Raw genomic sequence first — 21,033 nt, 5'->3', positions numbered from 1 at the left:
GTTTGATTGTTCGTCTTCTTCTTGAGAAGACTTTTACTATTCTATCATCAACTTTGAACTTTGTCAATAGTTTCTTTTATGTTTTTTTAAAAAAACTAATTTAAATTTTCATTGTGATGATATAGTCTTTAAAAGACTGTTATTATTCTATCATTTCTATTAGCTTTTGTCAAGTTTTTTCTTAACATTAGCTCTTTAGAAATTCTTTATTGTTCGTCTTCTCTATCAGAAGACTTTCATTATTCTATCACTACTTATAGATTATGTCAACATGTTTTTAAAATTTATTTTTATTTCTCCATTATAATCTATTTTCTTCTATAATTAGTTTAAAAAAAGAGAGAATTGTTTCTTTTTCTCTCTTCCTTCTTTACTTTTATATATTGTAAAAATCAAACACAGTAACTGGTAAGTTTCTCTTATGTTCTGATTTTAGATAATGTCCTTCTATTATTTCTTTTACATTATTAGGAACTTCTTTTCCTTCTAAGTAATCATCTATGTCATTATATGTTACTCCAAGTGCAACTTCATCTTCTAAAGCAGGACGATCTTCTTCCAAATCTGCAGTTGGTTGTTTCAGATATAAGTGTTCTGGACAATCTAACATTTTTAATAATGCTTTCCCTTGTCTTTTATTTAATCTATATAGAGGTACAATATCTGCTCCACCGTCTCCATGTTTTGTAAAAAATCCAGTGATAGCTTCTGCTGCATGGTCAGTACCAACTACTATACCTTTATTCATAGTAGCAATAGAATACTGAGCTTTCATTCTTTCTCGTGCTTTCTCATTACCTTTCGCAAAATCAGTAATTTCTACACCTGCTACTTTTAATGAATTTACACTAGCATCTACCGCATCTTTTATATTAACAGTAAATACTTTGTCTGGATTAATAAATTTTAATGCATCGTTACAATCATCTTCATCAAATTGTTCTCCATATGGTAGTCTAACGGCGATAAAATTATACTCTTCACCTGTCTCTTCCCTCAATTCAGTAATTGCCATTTGACATAGTTTACCGCAAAGCGTAGAATCTTGCCCACCTGATATACCTAATACTAAACTCTTTATGAAGTTGTTTTTCTTTATATAATCTTTTAAAAAATTGATTGTTAATCTTATTTCCTCTTCTACATTAATTTTAGGTTTACATCTTAATCTTTTTATTACTTCCTGTTGTAATGTCATATTACCACCTATTATTTTGATTTTTTTGTTACTCTTTCCAATATTTCTTTTCTATTTTTCCAACACTTACTACTTAAGTCTACTGGATAGAATTCTGGATTTAGTAAACGAAGATACTCACTCCATAATAATTCTTTATTCTCTTGGAAGTATTTAGCACTTTCATGTACTGTTGGTACTTCATATACTTGCTTACCATTAACAAAAATATCTTCATGAATATCTATCGCTTTAAAGTTCTCCACTTCCTTAGCTAGGTAAGTATGAGTTGGATGGAAAAGTTTTATACTCTGTTCTGCATTCACGTCTTCTTTTTCCAATGCAATGTAATCCCCTGCCGCCATACCTGTGTCTGTATTTATTATTCTATAAACTCTTTTTACACCTGGAACAGTTAATTTTGCAGGATTTTCTGAGACTTTTAGCCTGTCAATCATCTCACCATTATCATTTTCTAAACATGCAAGTTTATAAACAGCACCTAATGCAGGATTATCAAAAGCAGTTATAAGCTTTGTACCTACACCCCACGCATCAATACATGCACCTTCTTGTTTTAAGTGAGTAATTGTATCTTCATCTAAATCATTTGACGCTACTATTTTTGCATTAGGATACCCCGCTTCATCTAACATTTTTCTTGCTTCTTTTGATAAATATGCTATATCTCCTGAATCCAATCTAATACCATGGAAATTAATCTCATCTTTTAATTCATCCGCTACTTTAATAGCAGTAGGAATTCCAGAGCGTAATGTATCATAAGTATCAACTAAGAAATAACAATCTTTATGCGCAGCTGCATATTTCTTAAATGCAACTTCTTCATCTTCATAAGCCTGAACAAATGAGTGAGCATGTGTTCCGCTACATGGAATATTAAACAATTTTGCAGCTTTTACGTTACTAGTAGCATCAAATCCACCGATAATAGAAGCTCGTGTCCCCCATATTGCCGCATCAAATTCATGAGCACGACGAGTACCAAATTCCATACAAACTTCATCTGGACATAAGTGCTTGATTCTAGCAGCCTTTGTAGCTATTAGTATTTGATAGTTAACAATATTCAAAATAGCCGTTTCCATTATTTGCGCTTGAATAAGTGGAGCTTCGATTCTCAAGAGTGGCTCATTAGCAAAAATAATTTCTCCTTCTTTTACCGAACGAATATTCCCTGTAAATTTCATAGTACTTAGATATTCTAAAAAGTCTTCTTCATATCCTAATTCTCTTAAGAATTCTATATCAGAGTTTGAAAATTCAAATGAATTCACATAATCTATAATTTTGGCTAGTCCAGCAAATACTGCATATCCTCCACCAAAAGGAATTTTTCTAAAATACACATCGAAATATGACTTCCTCTCATGTATTCCATCTTTAAAATATGCATATCCCATATTAATTTGATAAAGGTCGGTATGCAAAGCATCACCTAGATATTTATTCATAATCTCCTCCGATTTATGTATATAATTAAATTTGTTACCTATTATATTAACATTTTAATACATTTTTAACAAATATTTAAACTTAAGTATTGTAAATTTAATACTAAAATCCCATTTCGCTATACACTATCTTTACTTTTATATTAATCATTTCTTTATATTAATACTCAGAAGTATTTTTTTATATAATAACATTTCAGAAATCTGTATCATATAGAAGTCTGAAAAAAGAAGCAACAGAACGTTATCCTCTGTTACTTCTCTGATTATTAGTGTTTGAATTTTTATTATTAGTTGCTCTTTGAGGTTGATTTCCCTCTTCTTTATCATCTTCCTTTTCAGATGAATTATCTTCTGTTCTTCTATCACTAGTTTTCTTAGCATTTTGTTTATCAGTATTTTTCTCTGATTCTTTTGTAGAAGCTGATTTTTTATCATCTTTTTTGGCTAGTTCAGGGATTTTACTATCATCAATTCTACCATTATTATCTCCAGATTTTTCTAAATTTCCATCCATTATAGACTTTATCGTCGCTTGCAAGAAATTCTCTTGTAATGGAATATTGAAAATCAACTCACCTTGATAGCTTAACCCATACTCCTGCCTTACCAAGTCCGTTATAAAGTATGGATCTTTTAGTTTATCTATGACCAGTTCATTTACTTTATTTTCTTTATCAAGATTTTCAATCGTCTGATTTTGTTCAGCTAATTGAGCATTGATTTGTTTCTTATCTCGGATATATAAAAATGTTTGCAGTAAAGTTACAGCTAAAGCAAAGGTCATTATAGCTAATATAATAAACTTACGACGTTTTCTATACTTAGCTTTTGCTTTTAAGACGTCTTTTTTGAATTGGCTATTCTGCTCTCTCATCTTCTACTTCTCTTGATTTTTCAGATAAGATTTTAAACATTTTGGTTGCATCTTCTTTCTTAGTACTATCTTTTAATTCTAATACTTCATATACAACTTCTTTCTTAGCAAAGTAAATAGTAATCTTATCCCCTATTTTTAAAGTGCTAGATGGCTTTGCCTTTTTATCATTAATCGCTATATGCCCTTCTGATGATATTTCATTAGCAACTGTTCTTCTCTTTATAATTCTTGATACTTTTAAAAATTTATCCAAACGCATTTAATCACCCCTAAATATTAGTACAATCTATTATCACATATTTAGCCTCTTTTCGCAAATAAAATCCACGATAATCTATGAAATTTTGAAAACTTCTTAACAAATAATATTAAAAGATGGGAGCGACTCAAAAATCGCGATTTCTTAAGAAACAAGATTTTATTGAGTCACCCCCGCGCAATTTATTAGATATCTAAAAATCTTTGATGAAGCGTATTTAGATATCAATAAACCACTACGTCTATGAGTTCTCATATGAACTTTATTAAATTTTAAGACTTTTGGATCAGCACCATATCTTTTATTTGATTAAGCCCAGTTTCCGTCTTTGAAAATCGCTACTTCTTTACCATCTGCTGTATAACCAGTGATATTTGTTGTCGCTTCTCCGATCATAAAGTCAACGTGAACTAAACTATCATTAGCACCAACTTCCGCTAATTGTTCATCAGTCATTTCTGGTCCACCTTGAACACATGTTGGATATGCTTTACCAAGAGCAATGTGACATGCTGCGTTCTCATCAAATAATGTTTCTAAGAATAAAATTTTTGTATTTGAGATTGGTGAATCGTAAGGTACTAATGCCATTTCCCCTATTCTTCTTGAACCTTCATCAGTTTCTAATAAGTTTTTAAGAACATCATAACCACGATCAGCTCCGAAGTCTACGACTTTACCATCTTCAAATTTCAGCCAGAAGTTATCAATTAATACTCCACTGTAATTTAGAGGCTTAGCATTATAAACAATACCACTTGTCTCATCTTTATGAGGCATTGTAAATACTTCCTCTGTAGGGATATTAGCTACGAAACGATCAGCTTTTTTAGCATAACTTCCTGCACTTTGCCAAATATGATTTTTAGGTAATCCTACATACAAATCAGTTCCTAAGTCATTTGTAATATGCAATTTAACTAATTCATTTTCGTGTAAGAATTTCGCTTTTTCATCTAAAACTTTAATGTGTTCTTCCCATTCAGCTACAGGGTCATCTCCAGTTGAACGACAAGCACTTAAGATTTGATCCCAAAGTTTTAAGTAAGCCGCTTCATCATCTAATTCAGGGTATAATCTTTTTGCCCATCCTACTGTTGACGCAGAAACAACACACCATGGACATTCGTCACTCATAATTGATTTCATGTAGTTACGCATAGCTTTTGAGCGACCTACCATAGATGCTTTTAATTTCGCACTATCTACACCCGCTAAACCATCTGGATCATCACCTATAATAGATAAGAATGCTGCACCTTCATCTAATTCGACTTGATACTTATCAACGTACCATTGACCAACCGTACTTAACGATTCTTCACTTTGATATTTTAAATTTAATTTTGTTAATTCTTGGTCACGCCATTCTACTGATACTCTTTTTGCTCCTAATTCATAGCAAGCTTCTACAACTTTCGCTACAAACTCACGTGTTTCAGTACTAGCACGAACTAATACCGGTTGACCTTCTTGAACATTTAATCCAACTTTCGCAATAAGTTGGGCATATTTTTTTAATTGTATATTTAAATCCATTTGGTTCCCCTCGACTTCTTCTCTTTATTTGCTAATTAAACAAATACTAATTTCTTTAATTGCACATAATCTATTATATCACTTTTTCTTAGATAATATTAGTAGGGAGTGACTCAAAAATCGCGATTTCTTAAGAAACAAAATTTTGTTGAGTCACCCCTGCACAGTTTATTAAATATCTAAAAAGCTTTTATAAAGCGAATTTAGATATCAATACATTGCGTCCATGAATTCTCATATGAACTTTGTTAAATTTTAGGACTTTTTTGTCAGCCCCATATAAACTAGACTTCTCTAGTTGCTTGTTTTAACCATTCTAACTCATCACCTTCAAAGTGTGGAGCTAATACTTCAAATACTTTCGCATGATATTTATTCAATTCATATTTATCTTCAATTGTAAGCATATCTAGATTAATAGCCTCTAAATCCCATGGTACAAATGTCATCACTTCAAATTCCATAAATTGACCATATTCATTTTTTACTGTTTTTCTAACAATAAGTTCATTCTCTAAACGAATACCATGAGATCCTGAGATGTATAATCCAGGCTCATTAGTAACTACCATGCCATGTTTAAATGGTTCAGCTGCACGGTAGATTCCCCAGTGGATACCATGAGGTCCTTCATGAATATTACCTAAGTACCCTACACCATGACCTGTTCCGTGGTTGAAGTTCTCATAATCTTGCCATAATGGAGCACGAGCGAATAAGTCCACATTAGCTCCAGACACACCTTCCATAAATTTTAATCTCGATAAACGTAGGTGACATTGAAGTACTCGTGTATAATCATATTTTAATTTATCACTAACTTCTCCCATCGCCGTAGTACGCGTGATGTCAGTTGATCCTTCTTCAAAGTGCGCACCAGTATCAGTCAGTAAGAAAGTACCTGTACGTAACGGAATCGAAGTCTCTTTAGAAGATGAATAGTGCACAATAGCTCCATTTTCACCATGACCGCAAATTGGAGAAAAACTTGGACAGATAAAGCCACCTTGTTCTTTTCTAAATTCTACAAGTTTCGCAGATGCCGAAAGTTCATCTTCTTGTTCACTTGTACCTTGTTTTACCAGTTGTTTTAACCAATAAATAAACTTCGTATGAGCAATACCATCTTTCACATGGGCTTTAATAGTATGCTGTAATTCAACCTCATTTTTTGTAGCTTTCATTAAAATTGTCGGGTTACGTCTCTCCACTAGTGTTATCTCTTTTGGAATATTGTTAAACACTGCATAGTTTAAGCACTCTGGATCGACTAATACTACATCGTTACCTGAAAATTGTTTCACTTCTTCATAAATATCATTATATGGCTTAATGTGTACATTATGGTCTGCCAAGTATTTTTTGATTTCATCAGATAGTTTTCTCTCATCTACATATAAGTCAACACTATCTTCATAAACAACTGCATAACTTAATAATACCGGTACATAATCAACATCCATACCACGAATATTTAATAACCATCCAATATCATCAAGTGTAGTTATAACATGGATATTTGCTCCTACTTCATGCATTTCTTTACGAACTCTCTCAAGCTTACTAGCTACAGATTCTCCAGCTCTTTCTAAACTCATATAAAATGCTGGTTCTTCTGATAGCGCCGGACGATTTTCCCAAATCTCATCAACTAAATCAACATCATATTTTACCGTAGCATTTTTACGTTTTAGTTTAGTAGCTAAGTCTTTCCCTTCACCAAAAGTCACAACACGACCATCAAATCCTAATACCCCATTTTCTGGTGTATTTTCGACAACAAACTCCGAGATAGTCGGAACTCCAGGTTCACGCATTTTTTGCAACTCGATACCAGTTCCTTCTAATTGTTTTTCTCCTTGTAAGAAATATCTCCCATCTGTCCATAAACCTGCAAAATCTTTAGTAACAATTAGTGTCCCTGCAGAACCAGTAAATCCACTCATAAATGCACGAGCTTTAAAATGTTCTCCTACATATTCACTATTGTGAAAATCTGCTGTTGGAACCATATAGACATCAATTCCATTTTTTTCCATTAATGCTCTTAATTTAGAAACTCTTTCTTTTATCTCCATTGTCCTTACTCCTTTGTTATTTCATATATAACTTCTATATAAATTTTCTAACTAATCGTGGAAAGTTTAATCGATAAATACCCCTTCACAATTATCATACTTAATATTCTATCACATTATAAAGCTCATTTCACTAGGGAGTGACTCAAAAATCGTGATTTCGGAGAAATCGATTTTGTCGAGTCACTCCCGCACAGTTTATTAGATATCTAAAAAGCTTTCATAAAGCGAATTTAGATATCAATAAACCACTGCGTCTATAAGTTTTCATATACACTTTGTTAAAATTTAGGTCTTTTGGTACAGTCCCCTAGATTTTTAAAATTCAACCATTTCCCTTACAAAATAATATAGACTATAGAATCAACATCTATAGTCTACATACTATTGTTATTATTTTAATATCCCTTTGAAATAATCCGTTGCTTTTACCAATGAATCCACTATCGCTGGTTCCCCTCCTGAGTGACCAGCAACAACAATATCTAATTTACAATTATTTAATTTTTTACTTAATTCGTAAGCGCCGACTACCCGACAATCAACATCATAACGACCATGAGTTATTGTTGTAGGAATATCTTTTATAGTATCGATATTGTTTAATATCCAATCATCATCATTCCAAAACATATGATTCATCCAAAAATGACACTCAATCGTAGCCATAGAAACCGCATAATGAATATCACCAAAACTCTGCTCTAAATTCGGATTTGGGTGAAGTGTCACAAGACTTCCTTCCCACATACTCCACTCTCTTGCCGCGACTTCCCTTGTTTCCCTATCTTCACTTGTTAAACGGTTATAATACGCACGGACCATATCACGACGTTCATCTCTAGGTATTATACTTTCATATCGCTCGAATGCTTCTGGGTGTATATTACTCGCACCACCCTTTTCATAAATCCATAATATATCCTCTCTACGCCCTAAGAAAATACCACGTAGTACTAAACCTAACACACGCTCTGGATGTTTAATAGCATAACAAAGAGCTAAAGTAGAACCCCAACTTCCACCAAATACTAGCCATTTATCAACGTTTAAATCCTCCCTTATTTTCTCCATGTCATCAATAATATGCCAAGTATCATTATTCTCTAAGCATGCATGAGGCGTAGACTTTCCGCTTCCTCTTTGATCAAATAATATAATTCGATAAAACTCCGGATCAAAATATTGTCTACCACTTGCTGATGTTCCACAGCCTGGTCCACCATGTAAAAAAACTACCGGAACGCCTTGAGGATTCCCACTCTCCTCATAATAAATAGTATGAGTCTCATCGACCTTTAACATTTTAGAGAAATTTTCTTTAATTTCAGGATATAAACTCCTTAATTCCCCCATAATAATACCTCCTGTTGTGTATTTGTTTACAATTTATTTGTATCGCATAACAGTTTATTTTCTATTTCTAAAATATAACTTAATTTGCGATATTTATACTCCTCTTCTATTATATCTCAACATTTTTTAATATTCAATTATTTTATTAAAATCTATAATAATCATCTATCTAACTATTTTGCAATCGATTAATATTAGTGATATAATTATATTAAAGATTATAAGACAAAAAAGGAGTAGAGAAAAGTGAAACTTTCAAGAACTAACAAGATTTTAGAAAAAATGAAGCAACAAGGAATCAACCAAGCACTAATTAGCGATCCTTATTCAATTTTTTACCTAACTGAATACTTAGAACATCCAGGCGAAAGATTTTTCGCAGTGCTACTTGATGAAAATGGTAATCACAAACTATTCATCAATGCTCTTTTCCCACTCGAAAAAGATTTAGGATTAGAAAAAGTGGTCTACTCTGATACTGATAATCCTATTGAACTTCTAGCAAAAAGTATACCAAATAGGACTATTGTGGGTATAGATAAAGTTCTTCCCGCGAGGTTCCTATTACCTCTTATGAATCATCTACCAGAAAACAAATTTGTAGATGTATCTCAAATCGTTGACCGAGTTCGTATGATTAAAGATGAAGAAGAAAAAGAACTTATGCGTCGTGCTTCTCTTCTAAACGACGAAGCCTGCCAAAGAGTTATAAATAGTATTTCTGAAGGAAAATCAGAAAAAGATGTAGCTAGAGATTTGCTTGCTATTCATGAAGAATTAAAAATTGATGGATTATCATTCGATCCTATTATAGCTTACGGAGCTAACGGAGCTAATCCTCACGGTACTGTGGGAGACAGATATGTAAAACCAGGTGATGCTATAATTATCGATATGGGTGGGATTAAAGACAATTATTGTTCAGATATGACACGTACTGTATTTTGGAAACAACCAAGCGAAAAAGCACGTGAAGTATTTGAAATAGTATTAGAAGCTCAAAAACGAGGAGTTGCCGCTGTTAAACCAGGTGTTAGATTCTGCGATATAGACGCGGCTTGTCGTGATTACATTACAGGAAAAGGATATGGAGAATTCTTTACACATCGTACAGGCCATCACATCGGATTAGAATGTCATGAATATGGAGATATTTCTAGCATCAATGAAACTAAATGTGAGCCAGGTATGATTTTCTCTATCGAACCAGGTATTTATCTTCCAGGAGAATTCGGTGTTCGTATCGAAGACTTAGTTCTTGTTACGGAAGATGGTTGTGAAGTTTTAAACAAACTTAATAAAGAGTTAGTTATTATCGGTGAGTAACTAACTATATTAAATTAAGCTTTTCATTATACTCTTCCTAGAGGAAAAGACGATTGATTTAAGTTCAATCGTCTTTTTTCTTTATTCAAAATGTTTCTTTAAAAATTCCCCTACAATATTCCAATATTGTTCTCTGAATTTTCTTTCAGCCTGAACATGTTTCATTCCCGGGAAACTATGAAATTCTTTTTCTGAAGTTATTAGATCATAAGCGGCTTTCCCATATTCAATTGGTACAAAGCCATCTTCTTCACCATGTAGTACTAATGCTGGAAGTTTAGTTTCTTTCAAAGCTTTTGTTGCATCTACATCACCAAAGAAATATCCAGCTCTTATCTTCGTCACTGTATTTGCCGCCGGAATTACAGGGAAACTCGGTAAATTAAATAATTTTTTCAACTGATATGTGAACTCTACTTTTAAATTCACATAACCACTATCTTCAATAAAAGTTTTTACGTTAGATGGTAAATTCTTACCTACTGCATTCATTACTGTAGCTGCCCCCATACTGATCCCAAATAATGCAGTATCAGCGTTGTTATTTTCTGATGATATTTTCTTAACCCAATTAACTAAATCATCAGAGTCGTAACCTCCCATAGAAATAAACTCACCTTCACTATTACCATGAGCTATTAAATCTGGTGCAAAGACACTATAACCCATATCATAAAACTTCTTGATATAGTTAACCATTTTCTTAGCCTCACTAGTGTATCCGTGTACTACAAATATCCATTTTTTAGCATCCGGATTAACGAATTTATATCCTACAAGTTTATTTTTAGTAACAGACTCCATCTCAACAATTTGCTTCGTTTCATCAAACCACTTGTTTAAAGCTGTTTTATCTTCTTTACTCCCATCACTATCTTGATTAACAATCGCACTCTTATCTACCTTCGGATTCAATCCAAAGTTATAAAAATAGTTTCCAACAAAACCAAATGCAACAACTACTAAAATCAGCAGTGTCGCTAATATTTTTTTAAAATGTTTTTTCACTTTTCTTTACCTTTCATCTTTAAATTCAATAAAACTATTATACTATCACTTTGAATAAAAGTAAACAAAAAATAACACTAATAGAGACTTAAGATATCTCTATTAGTGTTATTTTTAATTATTAATTTGTACCAAAACCTTGTCTCCAATATTAAATCTTTCTGCTGTTGACATCGTTAAGACTTTTAAAGTATTCCCATCTGGAGTCTCAACTAAATATTCAACTGTAGCTCCTAGATAAGTTACATCAACAACTTTACCCTCTCCCGAGCTATCTAATTTTATGGATATTTCTTCCGGTCTAATTACCAGGTTTTCATCGATAATATTATTTTCACCTATAAAACTCGAGATAAAGTTATTCTTAGGCTCTTTATAAAGTTCTTCTGGCGTACCTATTTGTTCTATATGTCCTTCATTTATTACGATAACTCGATCAGCAAGCTTAAAGGCATCCTCTTGATCATGAGTAACTATAATCATTGTAACACCAAATTGTTTTTGAATTTTTTTAATCTCTTTTCTCATTACATCCCTAAGATGCACATCTAGGTTCGATAAAGGTTCATCTAGTAACAACAATTTTGGATTCAACACCATACTTCTAGCTATAGCGACGCGTTGCTGTTCTCCTCCAGACAACTCTTTAATCTTTTTCTTTTCATAGCTTGCTAGACCAACTTTTTCTAACATCTCTTTCGCTCTATTTTCCCTCGTATTCTTATCAATTTTCAATAGTTTCAGACCATAACTTACATTGTCTATAACATTTTTATGAGTAAATAAACCATAAGATTGGAATACGGTAGCAATCTCTCTTTTTTCAGGTGATATATTATTAATATTCTCATCGGATAACAATACATCACCTGAAAAATCTGATATGAATCCTCCTATAATATTTAACAGCGTAGTTTTACCACATCCAGAAGGCCCTAATATACAAACCAATTCACCCTCTTTTATATCAAAACTAATATTCTTTAGAATTTCTTTATCTTTATACTTTTTTGAGATATTTTTTAAACTTAAGTACATACTCTATCTCCTTCTATTTACTATCAAGTAATACGATATATTTATCACTAAGCATATCATAATTATGTAAAACGCAATAACCGAACCTATGTCGTATTTTCCACTTTCTATTACATCAAACATAACTATAGTCGTCACTTTTTGACTAGGATATATTAAGAAAATAATAGACCCAATTGTTGTCATCGTTGCCGTAAAACCATTAATAAAGCTTATATAAAAACCTTCATAACTCATAGGAAACACAACATCCTTAATCTCATTGAACCTACTTCCTCCTAAGTCCCTCACTGATTTCAACTGGTCTTCAGACACTTGACTTATAGAGCTATAACCTATTTTTGTGGCAAACGGCATCTGCTTAAACACCAAATTCAATATTACTATTAATGCTGTTCCTGTTAATTTCAAAGGATATGAGTTAAAAGCTAATACGTAACCTAACCCAAAGAATGTACCAGGTAGTATATAAGGTAAAGTCGCTACAAAATCAATCATTTTTAAGACTTTGACATTTCTTATGTAAATGTAATATTGAAGAACATGACCTACTACTGAAGAAATCAATCCAGCAATAAGCGAATAAGCCACACTTCTTACAAAAACATCAGTTATATAATCATTAGCATCTATAAAATTCTGCAATGTAAATATTAATTTCCCATATTCCATAGTTGAAAATGCCGAAATAACTATCGCGCTATATAAACTAGCTAACATCAAAACAATAATTACAGTAACTATTAAAGAAATATAGTAAATAATACCCGATTTCTTAATATTAGCCTCTAATACACCAACATTTTTACTACCTAGTGTAGTATTTCTAAAACTCTTAAAAAATATCAAAAATATAAGAAGTGAGGGGATTAGAATAATTAAATTCATTACTACAGCTTTACTAATATTTCCTTCAGCAATAAATGATAAATAACCTTCAGTGGCAAGAACATTATACTTACCTCCTATTATAGCCGGTGTTGCAAAATCAGCCATACTCCTTAAGAATGTCAGCAGAATAACTACTTTAATAACAGGTCTCATGAGCGGAAGAAGAATATCGAGTATTATTCTATTCGTATTTGCACCTAAAGACCTAGCTGAGTTAATCACACCTTTATCAATTCCTTTTAAAAACCCAACTAAAAGTAGAACATTTATAGAAATATGCGTCACACTTTGCATACTGACAATTCCGAAGAAACCATAAGGGTCATAATTTAATTTCAGTAGATTATAACTTATTAAGCCGCGTCTTCCAAATAAATTAATATACGATAATGAAGTAACAAAAGGTGGTGAAATCATAGAAATCATAAATATAAACACTATTATATTCTTGAATTTCGATGTTCCGATAAAATAATAAAGTGAAACAGCAACCGATATAAAGACAGTAACTATAGTAGTTGCTGAGGCTACTTTTACAGTATTTACTAGTAAATAAGAATAACTAGGAAGATTAGTTAGTAACTCAGAAAACAACTCACCTTTATACCCATAATTAAAAACAGCAACAAACGGATATAGTACAAAAAGTATAAAAGAAGTAATAATGAGTCCTATGACAATACTATCAAATAAATTTATTTTTTTAAACATACTATCTCCTTTAATATTTTTAAAATGGGAGTGACTCAAAAATCGTGATTTCGTAGAAATCAATTTTGTCGAGTCACCCCCACACAGCTTATTAGATATTTAAAAAGCTTTTTGAAGCGAATTTAGATATCAATAAACCCACTGCGTCTATGAGTTTTCATGTAAACTATTTTAAAATCTAGTGCTTTTTGGTCAGTCTCAATCCAATTTTATTTATCTCCCACTAATTCTTTCCATTTTTTAAGAATAGCGCTACGTTCATTACCAAATGAAGCTAAATCTTCTTTAAGAAGTCTATCTTTAGGTAATCCTAAATCTGCTCCTTTAGAACCATCGATTACCATTTGAGCTCCATCTTTACCATCAAGCTCAGCAATTAGTTGTTGGTTTTCAGATTTTAAGATAAAGTCTTCAAATGCTTTAGCTATATCAGTAGCTTGAGAATTTTTAAATATTGCTACACCTTCAGGAATCCAAGGAATACCATCTTCAGGATAAACAACTGTTAAATTGTGTTTTTTAGCTGCATCAAATGCTGATTTATCAACAGGAATAATACCAATTCCGAATTCCCCTGCAGCTGTTTTTTCTTGTGGATCTTTACCACGTTTACTGTAGAAATCAACGTTTTTGTTGAATGCAGTCCAGTATTCCCATCCTTTCTCGTTACCTTTTTGTCCTAAAATTCCTGCTACAGCACCGAAGTTAGTACCAGAAATTGCCGGGTTACTCATTATGATAGTACCTTTGTATTTTGGATTAGTTAAATCTGACCATTTTTTAGGAACTTCTAATCCTTTTTCTTTTAAGACTTTTTCATTAACTAAAAATCCAACTACAGTAATACCTTTTGATAGCCAGTAATTTTCACTATCTTTGAATCCTTCTTTGATTTTGTCAGAACCTTTAGCTTCATATTGCTCTAAAAGACCATCTTTTTTAGCAGCCATAAAAGCATCAATTCCTCCACCAAACCAAAGATCTGCCATCGGTTTACCTTCTGCTTTTGTTCTTGAGATTACCTCTCCACTTGACATAGATAAAAATTCAACTTTGCTATTTGTTTCAGCTGCGAATTTATCAAAAAGTTTTTTGTATTTTTCAGAAGTTGCCACAACATTCATTGTTTTACCACCGAAATCAATTTTACTAGCTTCTTTTTTACTTTCAGTCGCTTGCTTTTGACCACAACCTAATAAAATTAGGGAAATTGATAAAATAATAGTTAATACTTTTAATATTCTTTTCATATTTATTGTATCCTTTCTTTAACTATAAGTTTATACAAAAATTATACTAAGAAATAAAGATACTTTCAACCTGTCCAGGCTCACTTGATTTTTATTATTTTAACATTTTTACATAAACATTCTAATTATCTTTTAAAGTGTTATATAACTATTTTTACAATATTTGTATAATTAGAATAATAAAAATTTTTTATTCTATCCCATACTTTTCTTTAATAGCATCTGCCACAATCATCCCCGTGAACCAGGCAACCATAAGATTATAACCTCCAATTTCTCCATGTAAATCTAGAATTTCTCCTGCAAAATATAAATTCTCTATTTTTTTATGACTACATGTCTTCGGACTTACTACTTTAAGATCTACTCCACCTGCTGTAGTAAAGGCATATTCTAACGGCATCGTCTTAACATCAACCAATTCATAGCGCTTGATTTTCGTTACAAATTTTCTTAACTCTTTTTTACTAACATTTTCTGGGAAATGTTTTTCAATCATGAAGTTATAAAAACTCTTTGGTAATTTTCCTTGTAAGAATTTGTTATCTTCCCATAGTTTTTCAAAAAGTTCTTCCTCATTAAGGTCAGGATAAAAGTCTAGATAAAATTTATCTTCTGGATAACGAGCCACAAATTCTCCCATAGAAATTGATAAAGGTCCACTTAATCCTTTATGCGTGAATAGAAGGTCTCCGCTTCTCTCGTTTTTCTTATGGAACATTCTCACATTTTGCAATGCAACCCCAGATAATTCTCTAAAATCGTCAAAAACTAGAGCTACTTCACTAGGGTATATTTTAGTAATCTTCACACCATGTTTTTTCAGAATTTTATGTAATGAACCATCACTTCCACTCTGAGGATATGTTTTTCCTCCAGCACAAACTACGACATTTTTTCCGTAATACGTATCAACATTTGTCTTTACGCCCACAAGTTTGTCATCTTCGAATACTAAATCCTCTACTTTCTCTTTATAGTTAATCTTCGCATGGTCTATTTTAAACGCGTTAACAACATCTCTTGATTTTTCACTCGCTGGATATAATCTTCTATTTTCTTGTTTTAATTTCAAATTATGCTTATCAAAGAACTTCTTAACATTATATTTATGATATGCACTTCTTAAAAATCTACCATTATGCACAGCCGCGACAAAATCTTCAGCATTGTCGCTACTCATAACATTACAACGACCATTCCCTGTTAAAAGAAGTTTTATTCCTGCACGTCTATTTTGCTCAAGAACTAATACTTTCAAACCACTATCATTAAGTCTATCCGCTATCATAAGCCCCGCACTACCAAGACCTATCACAATCACATCATATTTCATCTTAAATCTCAACTTTCTCTTAATTTAATCAAATATCATCTAAATTATAACATGTAATCAGATACTTTCAAATTTTTCTACGTTAAACATAATTTTACACTGCATACTTCCAATTAAAAATTCTAAAATTTTCCTTCCTTCTTATTGGAATTTTTCGCTATTTTGTAATATACTAAAAGGTATGTGTTTAAATGGAATTTTAATTTTATGTTAATATTCTAAATTAGACAATTTTAAAATAAAGGATTTTAAATAATGAGATTGAAAAAAATTAGCATTTTGATTTTACTTCTTGTATTTTTAGTTCCAAACTTCACAAAAGCTGATGATGTCTTTTTAGACAATAACGCAGTAACAAATTTAAGCGATGTTAATGCTCATCTTGTAGTTTCGGAATTAAACACGGGGAAAATCATTTCTAAACGTGGAGAAAATGAAAAAGTATCTGTAGGTAAATTACCAAACTATCTTGCACTTTACCTACTTACTGATAATTTGAAAAATAAAAAAATAACTTTAGACGAAAAAATTAATATTACAACTAGCGATGACATTCTTTCTAAATACAAAATAGAATCATCAATTACAGTTAAAGATGCAATCTTCCTATTGGAAAATGAAAATTCTAATAATCTTAATCAAGCTGTATTCGCTCACTTTAACATAACTCTTGATAAAGCTAGTGACATATTAGCTTCTATGTCACTAAATGACACAAAATTAGAATCACTAGATAACAACGGGAATAATACTAGTACTGCGAAGAATATCTCTTACATTACTAGTTTAATTCTAAAAAACTATCCTGAAATTACAGAAATTACAAAAAATCCAGAACATACTTTAGCATCTGGAGAAAAAATTAACAATAGTATTGAGTTTAAAGAATCAGATAAGTTTAGAGTTTTAGGTTTAGATTACTCTGACAAAAATAGCGTAACTTACGCGTACAGTGGTAACACTAAATTAATTATCACCGTATTAAACCAAAGCGATGATAAAGCTACTTATTTTGATAAGCTTCAAAAAACTTACGATTACCTATTCTCAAACTACAACTACAAACTTGCCCTTAAAGCAGGAACATATACTATAAACAATGAACGTATTACTTTTAACGAAGATATTTACGACTTATTCTATGAGAAACATTCTATTAAGGATGTAACATATCTTCTTATGAATAAAAAAATACTTTTATTCCAAAAATACGGAACAATATCAGCAAACGAAGGGACAGTTTTCTCTGAATTCACTTCTAATGATAATATAGGAAATCTAACAAAAATCAAATCAAACTTCATCAATGATGATAACTTTGATAAAAAAAATAATTACGAAAAAACTACTATCGTTATAGATCGTACGAAGTACTTCGCTACAGGTATACTTGCAATATATACACTTGTTTTTGCAGCGCTATACGTTATGAGACAAGTTGTTAGAAAGGATTAAATATGGAGCAAAACAATTTAGTTTTCGAAGTTGAAGGAACTATTTATGAGCTTATCTACAACTTTAAAGATGCATTCCAAAAAGAAACATTTGAAGAAAAACTAGTAGATGTGTTAAAAAATAAACCATACATCGTAGGAGACATTTCTCACGAAAAACTACGACTAACAGGATTTATTTTAACAAAAGATAGCAACAATCCGAAGAATATCAATAATCTTGAAGATTATATATTAGAATACATTAATTTCGGAGCACCTTTCTTCGTCGTTAAAAAACGAAATTCATAAAAGAAATACCTAAGATGAGGTTATCCTCACCTTAGGTATTTTTCTATATAAACTTAGCACAAACTGCCTCAGGTACAACTACCTCAGAAGCAACAACAGTTAGTTCGCCTGTTTTCTTATTAACAGTGTACACAGTAATTGTTCCACTATTTTCATTTGTCGCAATTGCTAAAGTATTATCTTTTGATAGGTCAAAATCTCTTGGACCCCGCCCTTCAGTACTAATAGTTTGAAGTTGTTTTAAGCCTGATCCTGTATTTTCAAAAACAACTATCGCATCTTGTCCTCTATTAGAAACATAGATAAATCTATTATCATTTGAAATTTTTATCGCACTACCTTTATTTTCTAACGAAAATCCTTCAAGTAATGTAGGATAATATGTTGGATTTGTTAAGTTCCCCTCTCCATCATAATCAAAAGCAATTACTTCACTAGTAAGTTCTGTCATAACAAAAGCTTGTTTTTCGTCACTACTAAATACTATGTGGCGAACTCCACTTCCATCTTTAGCTTTAAAAGTGGCTACTTTTTCTAAAACCCCTTCATTAAGTCTATACGATGTAATCTCATCAGTTCCTAAATCACAAGAAAATACATACTTTTCACTTGGGGTAAATCCTGAAAAATGCACATGAGGTTTCTCTTGTCTTTCGTGTACACCATTTCCTTCGTGATAATCTGTTGACAAGAGTTTTACAAGCTCGCCATTTTCAACAGAATAACTATCAATCGTACCTAAATGATAGTTTGCAGATAATAAAGTATTTTTCTCTGAATTTAACTCTACATAACAAGGAGGATTCCCTTCTTGAGCAACTGATGTTAATTCTTTCAAACCACCATTTTCTTCAACTTCAAAGCTTGTAACAGCACCTTTTCCATCTACTCTTGATACACTATATAAATATTTATTATCATTAGATATTGCTAAATACGTTGGATTGTCAACTTTCGCTACATTTCTAACTTCTAGTACTTTTCCTTCTTCAGATAACTCAACTAAGTATATGCCATCACTAGTTGCTTTGGTATATGTTCCAATATATACTCTCACCATTATTTTTCCTCCTACTTTTTCTAAACTTATTATAACATTTTCCAAAAAAATTTTATAAAATTTTCTCTCACCTATAATTCGTATAAATTAAAATTATCATTTTTTTTGAAAAGCTAAAATCTTATTTCACGAATTTTTTATCCTTTTCATAAACTTAAAATTCGTTTTTAGCTGTTTTTTCGTTAAAATATCAATATTCCGTCAAAAAAATACACGGAATTTCTAACATTTAAGATTTTACATATCTTCAACTTCTTGATATAATAATTTATATTAATAAAAGTATATTTTAGGAGGAAAACCGTGAAACACGAATTTATATTAGTTCTTGACTTCGGTAGTCAATATAACCAACTTATCACTCGTCGTGTACGTGAACTTGGTGTTTATTCTGAGCTACATGACAATGAAATTTCTATTGAAGAAATTAAAAAAATGAACCCTAAAGGGATTATCCTTTCAGGTGGACCTAACTCAGTATATGAAGAAAACTCTCTTACAATTGATGACGAGATTTTCAACCTAGGTATTCCTGTATTAGGAATTTGTTACGGAATGCAACTTATGCAACACAAACTAGGAGGAAAAGTAGAATCTGCGACTAGTAGAGAATACGGAGCTCACAATGTTGACGTAACTCCAGGAGCTAAATTATTCGAGGGTACTCCTACAACTCAACAAGTATTAATGAGTCACTCTGATAAAGTTGTTGAACTTGCTGAAGGATTCAAAGTTGTAGCGACAAGCGATAACTGTCCAATCGCTGCTGCTGAAAACGTAGAAAAAGACTTTTACTGCTTCCAATTTCACCCAGAAGTACGTCACTCAGAATACGGTTATGACTTAATTAAAAACTTCATCCGTAATGTATGTAAATGTACTGAAAACTGGACTATCCAAAACTTCATCGATGAAAAAATTAAAGAAATTCGTGCAGAAGTTGGAGATCAAAAAGTTCTTTGTGCATTATCTGGTGGTGTAGACTCATCAGTTGTTGCAGCCCTATTAGATAAAGCAATCGGAGATCAACTAATCTGTATGTTTATCGATCACGGTCTACTTCGTAAAGGTGAAGCTGAAGCTGTAATGAACACATTCAGTAAAGAAATCGAAGGTGGATTCAACATGAATCTAATCAAAGTCGATGCCAAAGATAGATTCCTTGGAAAACTTAAAGGTGTAAGTGATCCAGAACAAAAACGTAAAATCATCGGTAATGAATTCGTATATGTATTTGACGAAGAATGTGCTAAACTTCACGACGTACCGTTCTTAGCTCAAGGTACTCTTTACACTGACGTTATCGAATCAGGAACTAAGAATGCACAAACAATCAAATCACACCACAACGTAGGTGGATTACCAGAAGATATGCGTTTCTCTCTAATCGAGCCACTTAACACTCTATTTAAAGATGAGGTTCGTGCATTAGGTGAAGCTCTTGGGCTTCCACACGAAATCGTTTGGCGTCAACCATTCCCAGGACCAGGACTTGGTATTCGTGTTCTTGGAGAAGTAACAGAAGAAAAACTTCAAATCGTTCGTGACAGTGACTTCATCTTACGTGATGTTATCGCTAAACGTGGATTAGAAGGAGAAATCTGGCAATACTTCACATGTCTTCCAGATATTCGTTCAGTAGGAGTTATGGGAGATGTTCGTACATACGATTACACAGTAGCAGTTCGTGCCGTAACAAGTATCGACGGTATGACAGCAAGCTGGGCACACATTCCATTTGAAGTACTTGAAGAAATCTCAGCTCGTATCGTAAATGAAGTTGCTCACGTTAACCGCGTAGTCTACGATATTACAAGTAAGCCTCCGGCAACAATTGAATGGGAATAACGGGTCTCCAAAATTTAGGACTGATGAGAAGGGTCATGAGCTTTAAGCTCATGATT

At 32.1% G+C, this 21,033-nt stretch carries 17 protein-coding genes; 4 read left to right on the top strand and 13 right to left on the bottom strand.

Annotation, left to right across the window (positions count from 1 at the left end; translation table 11 throughout):
- Nucleotides 1–376: 376 nt before the first annotated feature.
- The 7 genes from nadE to pip form a co-directional block, all read right to left on the bottom strand.
- Nucleotides 377–1,198 carry an ammonia-dependent NAD(+) synthetase gene (nadE, locus tag ACO6OL_RS07610; RefSeq protein ID WP_485502713.1) on the bottom strand — a complete coding sequence of 274 codons (822 nt, stop codon included), beginning with the start codon at nucleotides 1,196–1,198 and terminating at the stop codon, nucleotides 377–379.
- A gap of 11 nt (nucleotides 1,199–1,209) precedes the next feature.
- Nucleotides 1,210–2,652, bottom strand: a complete 1,443-nt coding sequence (locus ACO6OL_RS07605; protein WP_485502712.1) for a nicotinate phosphoribosyltransferase — start codon at nucleotides 2,650–2,652, stop codon at nucleotides 1,210–1,212.
- Nucleotides 2,653–2,896: 244 nt separating this feature from the next.
- Complete coding sequence (locus ACO6OL_RS07600; RefSeq protein ID WP_485502711.1) at nucleotides 2,897–3,529, bottom strand: FtsB family cell division protein; 633 nt, start codon at nucleotides 3,527–3,529, stop codon at nucleotides 2,897–2,899.
- The gene (locus ACO6OL_RS07595; protein ID WP_314159828.1) at nucleotides 3,513–3,791 is read right to left on the bottom strand and encodes an RNA-binding S4 domain-containing protein; all 279 of its coding nucleotides are present in this window, start codon (nucleotides 3,789–3,791) and stop codon (nucleotides 3,513–3,515) included. The genes ACO6OL_RS07600 and ACO6OL_RS07595 overlap by 17 nt, the downstream gene beginning before the upstream one ends.
- A gap of 309 nt (nucleotides 3,792–4,100) precedes the next feature.
- Nucleotides 4,101–5,330 carry an aminopeptidase gene (locus tag ACO6OL_RS07590; protein WP_485502710.1) on the bottom strand — a complete coding sequence of 410 codons (1,230 nt, stop codon included), beginning with the start codon at nucleotides 5,328–5,330 and terminating at the stop codon, nucleotides 4,101–4,103.
- Nucleotides 5,331–5,614: 284 nt separating this feature from the next.
- Nucleotides 5,615–7,408, bottom strand: a complete 1,794-nt coding sequence (locus ACO6OL_RS07585) for an aminopeptidase P family N-terminal domain-containing protein (RefSeq protein WP_485502709.1) — start codon at nucleotides 7,406–7,408, stop codon at nucleotides 5,615–5,617.
- 393 nt (nucleotides 7,409–7,801) lie between these two features.
- Complete coding sequence (pip, locus tag ACO6OL_RS07580; protein ID WP_485502708.1) at nucleotides 7,802–8,764, bottom strand: prolyl aminopeptidase; 963 nt, start codon at nucleotides 8,762–8,764, stop codon at nucleotides 7,802–7,804.
- 246 nt (nucleotides 8,765–9,010) lie between these two features.
- Between pip and ACO6OL_RS07575 the strand changes: the two genes are divergently transcribed.
- The gene (locus tag ACO6OL_RS07575) at nucleotides 9,011–10,090 is read left to right on the top strand and encodes a M24 family metallopeptidase (RefSeq protein ID WP_485502707.1); all 1,080 of its coding nucleotides are present in this window, start codon (nucleotides 9,011–9,013) and stop codon (nucleotides 10,088–10,090) included.
- 81 nt (nucleotides 10,091–10,171) lie between these two features.
- Here the strand turns inward: ACO6OL_RS07575 and ACO6OL_RS07570 are convergent, their stop codons facing one another.
- From ACO6OL_RS07570 to ACO6OL_RS07550, 5 genes are all read right to left on the bottom strand, one after another.
- Nucleotides 10,172–11,098 (bottom strand): alpha/beta hydrolase, encoded by a 927-nt coding sequence (locus ACO6OL_RS07570; RefSeq protein WP_485502706.1) that lies wholly within the window; start codon nucleotides 11,096–11,098, stop codon nucleotides 10,172–10,174.
- A gap of 114 nt (nucleotides 11,099–11,212) precedes the next feature.
- Complete coding sequence (locus tag ACO6OL_RS07565) at nucleotides 11,213–12,136, bottom strand: ABC transporter ATP-binding protein (RefSeq protein WP_485502705.1); 924 nt, start codon at nucleotides 12,134–12,136, stop codon at nucleotides 11,213–11,215.
- Nucleotides 12,137–12,139: 3 nt separating this feature from the next.
- A complete protein-coding gene (locus ACO6OL_RS07560) occupies nucleotides 12,140–13,738 on the bottom strand; it encodes an ABC transporter permease (protein ID WP_485502704.1) in 1,599 nt (532 codons plus the stop codon).
- 209 nt (nucleotides 13,739–13,947) lie between these two features.
- Entirely contained in the window at nucleotides 13,948–14,988 is a 1,041-nt protein-coding gene (locus tag ACO6OL_RS07555; protein ID WP_485502703.1) for an ABC transporter substrate-binding protein, read from the bottom strand.
- A 190-nt stretch (nucleotides 14,989–15,178) separates the two neighbouring features.
- On the bottom strand, nucleotides 15,179–16,324 hold the full coding sequence (locus tag ACO6OL_RS07550; RefSeq protein WP_485502702.1) for a BaiN/RdsA family NAD(P)/FAD-dependent oxidoreductase: 1,146 nt from the start codon (nucleotides 16,322–16,324) through the stop codon (nucleotides 15,179–15,181).
- 255 nt (nucleotides 16,325–16,579) lie between these two features.
- Between ACO6OL_RS07550 and ACO6OL_RS07545 the strand changes: the two genes are divergently transcribed.
- Nucleotides 16,580–17,779 carry a D-alanyl-D-alanine carboxypeptidase family protein gene (locus ACO6OL_RS07545; RefSeq protein WP_485502701.1) on the top strand — a complete coding sequence of 400 codons (1,200 nt, stop codon included), beginning with the start codon at nucleotides 16,580–16,582 and terminating at the stop codon, nucleotides 17,777–17,779.
- Nucleotides 17,780–17,781: 2 nt separating this feature from the next.
- Nucleotides 17,782–18,069, top strand: coding sequence for a YutD family protein (locus ACO6OL_RS07540; RefSeq protein WP_314159839.1), 288 nt, complete (start codon nucleotides 17,782–17,784; stop codon nucleotides 18,067–18,069).
- A 43-nt stretch (nucleotides 18,070–18,112) separates the two neighbouring features.
- On the opposite strand, the gene ACO6OL_RS07535 is transcribed toward ACO6OL_RS07540, so the two are convergent.
- Nucleotides 18,113–19,129 carry a lactonase family protein gene (locus ACO6OL_RS07535; RefSeq protein WP_485502700.1) on the bottom strand — a complete coding sequence of 339 codons (1,017 nt, stop codon included), beginning with the start codon at nucleotides 19,127–19,129 and terminating at the stop codon, nucleotides 18,113–18,115.
- Between the two features lie 303 nt (nucleotides 19,130–19,432).
- On the opposite strand from ACO6OL_RS07535, the gene guaA reads away from it, so the two are divergent.
- Nucleotides 19,433–20,977: a glutamine-hydrolyzing GMP synthase gene (guaA, locus tag ACO6OL_RS07530; protein ID WP_485502699.1), complete on the top strand. Its 1,545-nt coding sequence runs from the start codon at nucleotides 19,433–19,435 to the stop codon at nucleotides 20,975–20,977.
- The last annotated feature ends 56 nt before the right edge of the window (nucleotides 20,978–21,033 follow it).

Source organism: Gemella sp., assembly GCF_057272915.1.
This window is presented reverse-complemented; position numbering and strand designations above follow the sequence as displayed.